This is a genomic window from Sphingopyxis sp. Geo25 (assembly GCF_949769135.1).
In the GTDB taxonomy this organism is placed as follows: domain Bacteria; phylum Pseudomonadota; class Alphaproteobacteria; order Sphingomonadales; family Sphingomonadaceae; genus Sphingopyxis.
The window spans coordinates 235,763-242,541 of sequence record NZ_CATKOZ010000005.1 but is presented as its reverse complement, the minus strand read 5'-3'; the positions used below and the strand labels follow the sequence as shown (position 1 = coordinate 242,541).

Genomic DNA, 6,779 nt, shown 5'->3' with positions numbered 1-6,779 from the left:
CCGCTGCTCTAACCTGCTGAGCTACTCCGCCCCGAAAGGCCGCCGCGAGGGCGAGCAGCGCCTATAGGCATGGGGCCCCCGCGGGTCAATATCATCTGCGCGCCCCGCGAAATTTGCGCGCGAAGGCCGGTTCCCACGGGCCGCCGCGATAATGCCAGGCGGCAAGCCCGGTGACCTCCAGCGGCCGTGGCCGGAAATCCTGCCTGAGCTCTGCGACCAGCGCCCGTGCCTCCGCAGGCTGCACCTTGTTCTGGATCGTGATGTGAAGCCGCGGCGTCCCCCGGTCCTGAGCGCCGAGCAGGCCATGAAAATGCTCGGCTATGCGCGCGCGGATTGACAGCAGTTCGCGGCTTTCGACGCGAAAGGCCGTGCCCCCGCCCAGCGAATAGATGTCGCTCACCTCCGCCAGCGGCGACGCCGTATCGGCCACGATCAGCCACACCAGCCGGACGAGTTCGTCGAGCGCGGACGGCGGCAACTGGTGAAAAAGTGTGATGTGCGCCCCGATGAAGTTGCGCTGTGGCGGGTAGTGCGCCGCACGAAGCGCGTCGAAATCGCGCTGGTCTGTCGCGCCCATCGTCGCGGTAAGGACGATGGGCGCGGCACCGGCGGCCCGGGAGGGAGGGGGGAAGGCCCGGGTCACCAAGATCGAGACGGGATGGACGAAGCAGTAAAGGGAGGCTTGCCGTCGTCCATGGGACGCCCTGTCTCGTTGCCCCGCGCATTGGCCGAAGCCGGCACTGCGATCCAATCGATTAATTGGGTCACTATGATCGGCCTTTCCGATGACTTAGCGAAAACCGACGTTTAGATTTCGCTCCAGAAGCGATTCAGCGCCGCTGCGACCTCCTGTGGACGCTCGGCGATCGCCCAATGCCCTGCTCCTTTAATGAACGTCAGCGGTGCATCATTGTCGGCGGCGAATCGCTCGGCTACCGACGGATCGACATAGGGATCGTCTTCACCCCAGATCAGCGTGCCGTTCGCAGGCAGCTTGTCGAGATCGAGCGCCCAGTCGTGTTGAAAGTTCAGCCCCTTCGCCGAGCGGTAGAGTTTCAGGATCGCGCGGCGCTTGTCCTTGTTCGCCCATTGCGCCGCCTCTTCTTCGGCAATCCCGGCCGGCATCCCCTGCTCGGCCAGCCCCTTTGCGAGCGCCGCGGGCTTGCTCAGCGCCATGAAGATTTCGCCGAGAATCGGCGTATTCCAGATGCGCGCGATGCGATGGCCGCGATAATCGGGATCGATCACCGCGTTCGACACCGCCCAGCTGCGGAAAAGGTCGGGCCGTAGCATCGCCGCGCGCTGTGCGATCAGCGCGCCCCAGTCGTGCCCGACGATGTCGACCGGGCCGTGGGCCGCGGCCAGCGCCTCGGCCTCTTCCACCGCCCAGTCGGCATAGGCTTCCTTGGTCGCGGAAAAGCCCGCCGGAAGCGGCCCGGTAAATCCCGGCAGCGCGGGGACCGCCACCGGCGCATCGCCGAGGTCGAGTGCGGCAAGCAGCGGCCGCCAGATCGCCGGACTGTCGGGAACGCCGTGAAGGAAAAGTTTGGCGGTGGTCATGATGCGGCCCCTTCGCCGAAACGGATGATCCAGCTTCGGTCGGTCGGCTCGATCCGCCCTTTACGATATCCGCCGGCGAGCATCGCCGTGCGCGCGTCAGCCTTGATGAGCGTCATATAGTTCCATTGGCCGCCGAGATCATGGTCGACGCGCGTCGAGGTTCCGCTGGCGACGTCGAAAATCTCCGGTGCGGTATAGCCCGCCGCGACGAGCTGGTGCGTGGCGCGCGGCGTCGAAAGCTGCGGTCCGTCCTCGATCCGGATATCGCTAGCGGCTTGCCCGGCCGCGCTTCCTCCGTTCGCCATGCAGGCGGTCATCGCCAGCAGGATCAGCCCATGGCCCGCAAGGTTTCGCATCACCGCTTTTCCCCTTCCCGACCGTCGACCGCGCCGGTCTATTCCATTTCCCCGCGATCGCGCCGCAATTGATACCATTTCTGCACATTCGCATTGTGCTCGCTCAGCGTGCGGGCAAAGGCGTGGCCGCCATCGCCCTTCGCAACGAAATAGAGATAATCATTCGCCTCGGGATCGAGCACCGCGGCGATCGATGCCTTGCCGGGGTTCGCGATCGGCCCCTTCGGCAGGCCGGCCATGCTGTAGGTATTATAGTCGTTCACGGCGACGATCTCGGACCGCAGGATGCGGCGGCCGAGGGGTTTGCCCTTGGTGATCGGATAGATGATCGTCGGATCGGCCTGAAGCCGCATGCCGACCGCAAGGCGGTTGGTATAGACCCCCGCGACGGTGCGGCGCTCGGCGGCGACGCCGGTTTCCTTCTCGACGATCGAGGCGAGCGTGATCGCTTCGTTGCGGTTCTTCGCGGCGCTGCGCGGCGAGCGCTTCGCCCAGAGTTCGTCGAATGCCTTGTCCATCGCACTCTGCATCCGCTTGACGACCGCGGCGCGCGTTTCTCCAGTGGTGAAGGCATAGCTGTCGGGGAGGATACTGCCCTCCGCCGGCACCGGAATCTCGCCCTTCAGGCGCGGTTCGGCCATCAGCCGCTCCCACACCATGATCGAGGGCATCCCCTGCGGGATCATCACGAGGCGCTGGATGGTCCTGCCCGACTGGAGCAGGCCCAGGATTTCGCCCGCGCCCATCCCCTTCTTGATCTCATATTCGCCGGGCTTGATCGGATCGTCGCCGCCAAAGAAGCGCGCATGGTTGCGAAAGCCGTCGGCCGAGGAGACCGCGCCCGCCTTTTCCAGGATTTCGCCCGCCTTGGCGATGCTCGCGCCCGGCGGAATCACGACGACCGTATCGCGCGGCGCGCCGCTCGAACAGGCGGTGAGCGCGAGCGCCATCAGGGCTGCAAGCAGCCAGCGCATGGCGATCAGTCTTCGACCGCTTTGACGATCAGGCTGGCATTGGTGCCGCCGAAGCCGAAGCTGTTGTTCAGCGCGGCCTTGACCTTGCGCTTCTTCGCCACCTTCGGGACGAGGTCGGCGCCTTCGGTTCCCTCGTCGGGATTGTCGAGGTTGAGCGTCGGGGGGACGACCTGGTCGCGGATCGCAAGGATGCAGAAGATCGTCTCGACCGCGCCCGCGCCGCCCAGCAGGTGGCCGATCGCCGACTTGGTCGAGCTCATCGACACATTCGCCATCGCGTCGCCGAACAGGCGCTTCACTGCGCCGAGTTCGATCGTGTCGGCCATCGTCGAAGTGCCATGCGCGTTGATATAGTCGATGTCGGCGGGGGTCATGCCCGCTTTCTTGAGCGCCGCGCTCATCGAACGGAAGGCGCCGTCCATTTCGGGGTCGGGCGCGGTGACGTGATAGGCGTCGCCGGACAGGCCATAGCCCACGACTTCGGCATAGATCTTGGCGCCGCGCGCCTTGGCATGCTCATATTCCTCGAGCACGACGACGCCGGCGCCTTCGCCCATCACGAAGCCGTCGCGGTCCTTGTCATAGGGGCGGCTCGCCTGTTCGGGGCGGTCGTTGTAGCTCATGTTGAGCGCGCGCGCCTGCGCGAAGCCGGCAATGCCGATCGGGCAGATCGTCGCCTCGGCGCCGCCCGCGAGCATGATGTCGGCATCGTCGTCGCGGATCATCCGCGCCGCGTCGCCGATCGAGTGCGCGCCGGTCGAACAGGCGGTGACGACGGCATGGTTCGGACCCTTGAGGCCATATTTGATGCTGACCTGGCCCGAGATGAGGTTGATCAGGCGGCCGTGGACGAAGTGCGGCGAAACGCGGCCCGGCCCTTTTTCGGCGAGCAGCAGGCTTTCGCTCTCGATTCCCGGCAGGCCGCCGATGCCCGAGCCGATCGATACGCCGGCGCGCACCTTCTGCTCCTCCGAAAGGTCGGTCAGACCCGCATCCTCGAGCGCCTGTCCGGCGGCATCGATGCCGAAGATGATGAAAGGGTCGACCTGGCGCTGGACCTTGTGATCGACGCGCTTGGCGGGGTCGAAGCCATATTCGTGGGTCGGACCCTTCACCTCGCACGCGATCGTGCATTTCTGGTCCGACGCGTCGAAGTGGGTGATCGGACCCGCGCCCGATTTGCCCGCGATCAGATTGGCCCAGGTGGTTTCCACATCGCCGCCCAGCGGCGTCACCAAACCCAAACCCGTCACCACAACCCGGCGCATAAAGATTCCTTTCGTCGGCCCCCGTCCCCACAGGGGCCCGCGTCACTTCCAGAGACGCATATCCATAAAAAAAGCTTCCCGGCCACTGCGCACGAGCGCTCGGGACCGGGAAGCCGGAAACGCGTGGGCGGCGTCGCCGCCGCGTCCGGCTGCGCCGGACAGGGCCCGATTAGCCCTTGTTCGCTTCGATATAGTCGATCGCATCCTTGACGGTGGCGATCTTTTCCGCCGCGTCGTCAGGGATTTCGACGCCGAATTCTTCTTCGAACGCCATCACCAGTTCGACGATGTCGAGGCTGTCGGCGCCCAGATCGTCGATGAAGCTGGCTTCTTCCGTGACCTTGTCGGCTTCGACGCCCAGATGTTCGACGACGATCTTCTTAACCTTTTCGGCCGAATCGCTCATGCACAGTTCCTTTTTTCTGACTATGGCGTGAATGTTGAAATTTGCCCTAGTGCCCAGCGCGGGGGCTGGCAAGAGGGCTGGCATGGGTCGGGTACGGAGCGTCCCGACGATCGCTGGTTTTCGGCGGCAATCTGCGCCGGACGCTCCCCTTCCTGGCCTCTCCTGCAGTTGCCGCCGACATAGGAAATGCCCGGCGCGCCTTCAAGGGAAACGTCGACGGACCGGGATTCAGGACGCCGGACTGGACGGCACGACACCGGACTCGCGGAGTGCCGCCGACGCACGAACGATCACCGCCGGAGTGATCAGGAACTGCCGCAACACCGTTTCCGGCGCGGCGTTCGCCGGCTGCTTCGTATATTTCAGCAATGCTTGCCAAGTCGCGCGCGCTTCGGGCAGATGCCCCTGTCGCGCCAGGACGATCGCGCGGACCATCATGAATTGCGGTTCCATCTTGCTGGGCGTCGGCACCCGGTCGAGAATGACCTGTGCCGCCTGTTGATCCCCCGCTTGCGACCGCACGAAGGCCAGCGTCACCGCGGGCACGCCAGGGTAGGAGGCGTCGAGATCGAGCGACCGCTGCAACAGCGCGGCGCCCTCTTCCGCCTGCGCGCAGGCAAGCTTGAATAACCCGAGAAATCCGGCGATGTCGGCATCATAGGGGTTGAGCCGCATCGCGCCGTCGCCGAGCGCGAGCCCGGCGGGGCAATTGCCCGCATAGAAATTCGCGCGCGACATCGCGAAAAGTCCCGCCGAGGATCCCGGACCATTTTCATAGGCGCGCTGGGCCAGCGCCCTCGCCTCGGCAAAGGCGGCGGCGCCCTTGGGCGTGTTGCGGCGCGGTTGCCAGTCACCGAAGCGGACGAGCGACAGGGCGGACAACGCGACCGGATCGTTCGGTGTGCGGTCAAGCGTGGCGCGCAGGCACGCATCGATCTGCTTCGCGGCGGTGGCGCTGCGCATCTGGCGCACCCGGTTGAATTGCGCGAGGCATGGAAAGCCCGGCGCGAAATCGTTCGGATGGCGCTGGACCTGATCACGGACGATCACGCCATAGTCCCCGGCAATTTGGGCGATGGCGGTATCGACTGGCGCGAACTCGGGCATCTGCGCCTTCTCGAGATGAAACTGTTGCGACCAGATCGTCCGCTGATCGGCGACCCGGTTCAGCACCAACGTGACGTCGGCGGGCCCATCGAGGTCGCGGACAAGCAGGACGTCGAGGCGATAGTCCGGTTGCGGCGCGGCGGCCGATGCTCCATTCGCTTCCGCGCTTCGGAGGTCGACCAGCTCGAACCGCCGGAAACCGTCGCGCAGCCGCCCGTCGAGCGCGCGTGCGAGCGCGCGCGACACCGGCGTTTCGCCCGCCTGCGGCACCCCGACCTCCAGCAACGGCGTGGGAACCGGGGTCGCGCCACCCATCCGCCCCCAATTGGCGTAGGTCCACCATCCGGCGGCGGCGGCCAGAAGCACGAAAAGCAGCGCAGCCACCCGGCGCGCATAGCCGGATCGCGCCGAGATCCCGGCGTCGCGCTTGTGGTGCGATGACGCCACACCCGCGACGCCCGTATCGGTGTTCGGCGCGAGTTCCGCCGCCATGTCACCCTCGGCGTCCGCGGCCGATCGCGCGGGGGGCGCCGAACGATGCTGGACGACGATTTCGTAACTCCCCTGCGGAACGCGCAGACGGTGGATCCAGGGCGTTTCGGCATAATAGCGGTCGAGGAGCGTCCGGAGCCGGCCGACCATGACGCGGGGATAGCTGTCGACCGCAGGATCGAAATCGGCGCTGCGCCCCAACGCCTCGGTTGCGATCGCATAGGCCTTGGGGGCGCTGCGCCCGCCGCGCAGGCGATGCTCGACAAGGAATTGCAATAGACGCGACAGAACCGGCGAACGGGTGAACAGGGCCGACTCGCGCAGCTGTTCGAACTCGGCGGCAATGATCCGGTCGGTTTCATCACCATCGGGAAGCTCATCAGCGATTATATGGTCCATGCAACCTCGAATGCCCCCTCGCGAGGCGTGCGCGCTAGATACGCCAAACGGCCGGGACAGCTAGCCGATTTTACTACCATGTAACGGTAACAGCAGGCCGCAACCTTATATCAAAATCATTGCGAGGTGCCAAATGACGCTGAAAAGCGGCATTTGTGGTTAATAATTTCCTGCCGTTTCGCGACATGCCGCGTCGTGACCCCTTGTAACTGCCATA

Annotated in this window: 7 protein-coding genes; all 7 read right to left on the bottom strand. The window is 65.4% G+C overall.

The annotated features are described in order from the left end of the window. Positions 1-91 precede the first annotated feature (91 nt). The 7 genes from QOL68_RS14900 to QOL68_RS14870 all read right to left on the bottom strand — a co-directional run bounded on the left by QOL68_RS14900 (position 92) and on the right by QOL68_RS14870 (position 6,562). Entirely contained in the window at positions 92-577 is a 486-nt protein-coding gene (locus QOL68_RS14900) for a 2'-5' RNA ligase family protein (RefSeq protein ID WP_282949896.1), read from the bottom strand. 230 nt (positions 578-807) lie between these two features. After that, a complete protein-coding gene (locus QOL68_RS14895) occupies positions 808-1,560 on the bottom strand; it encodes an alpha/beta fold hydrolase (RefSeq protein WP_282949712.1) in 753 nt (250 codons plus the stop codon). Then, positions 1,557-1,916 carry a hypothetical protein gene (locus QOL68_RS14890; RefSeq protein ID WP_282949713.1) on the bottom strand — a complete coding sequence of 120 codons (360 nt, stop codon included), beginning with the start codon at positions 1,914-1,916 and terminating at the stop codon, positions 1,557-1,559. Before QOL68_RS14890 ends, QOL68_RS14895 begins: the two co-directional genes overlap by 4 nt. 38 nt (positions 1,917-1,954) lie before the next feature. Continuing rightward, positions 1,955-2,890, bottom strand: a complete 936-nt coding sequence (gene mltG, locus QOL68_RS14885) for an endolytic transglycosylase MltG (RefSeq protein ID WP_282949714.1) — start codon at positions 2,888-2,890, stop codon at positions 1,955-1,957. 5 nt (positions 2,891-2,895) lie between these two features. Then, a complete protein-coding gene (fabF, locus tag QOL68_RS14880) occupies positions 2,896-4,158 on the bottom strand; it encodes a beta-ketoacyl-ACP synthase II (protein WP_282949715.1) in 1,263 nt (420 codons plus the stop codon). Positions 4,159-4,327: 169 nt separating this feature from the next. After that, positions 4,328-4,564 (bottom strand): acyl carrier protein, encoded by a 237-nt coding sequence (locus QOL68_RS14875; protein ID WP_003039428.1) that lies wholly within the window; start codon positions 4,562-4,564, stop codon positions 4,328-4,330. A 228-nt stretch (positions 4,565-4,792) separates the two neighbouring features. Further along, entirely contained in the window at positions 4,793-6,562 is a 1,770-nt protein-coding gene (locus QOL68_RS14870; RefSeq protein ID WP_282949716.1) for a tetratricopeptide repeat protein, read from the bottom strand. Between the last annotated feature and the right edge of the window lie 217 nt (positions 6,563-6,779).

What these genes read in the sequence shown, in the direction of transcription:
- QOL68_RS14900 (WP_282949896.1), bottom strand. Translation starts at nt 577, where the DNA reads ATGGGCGCGACAGACCAGCGCGATTTCGACGCGCTTCGTGCGGCGCAC.
- QOL68_RS14895 (WP_282949712.1), bottom strand. Translation starts at nt 1,560, where the DNA reads ATGACCACCGCCAAACTTTTCCTTCACGGCGTTCCCGACAGTCCGGCG.
- QOL68_RS14890 (WP_282949713.1), bottom strand. Translation starts at nt 1,916, where the DNA reads ATGCGAAACCTTGCGGGCCATGGGCTGATCCTGCTGGCGATGACCGCC.
- mltG (WP_282949714.1), bottom strand. Translation starts at nt 2,890, where the DNA reads ATGCGCTGGCTGCTTGCAGCCCTGATGGCGCTCGCGCTCACCGCCTGT.
- fabF (WP_282949715.1), bottom strand. Translation starts at nt 4,158, where the DNA reads ATGCGCCGGGTTGTGGTGACGGGTTTGGGTTTGGTGACGCCGCTGGGC.
- QOL68_RS14875 (WP_003039428.1), bottom strand. Translation starts at nt 4,564, where the DNA reads ATGAGCGATTCGGCCGAAAAGGTTAAGAAGATCGTCGTCGAACATCTG.
- QOL68_RS14870 (WP_282949716.1), bottom strand. Translation starts at nt 6,562, where the DNA reads ATGGACCATATAATCGCTGATGAGCTTCCCGATGGTGATGAAACCGAC.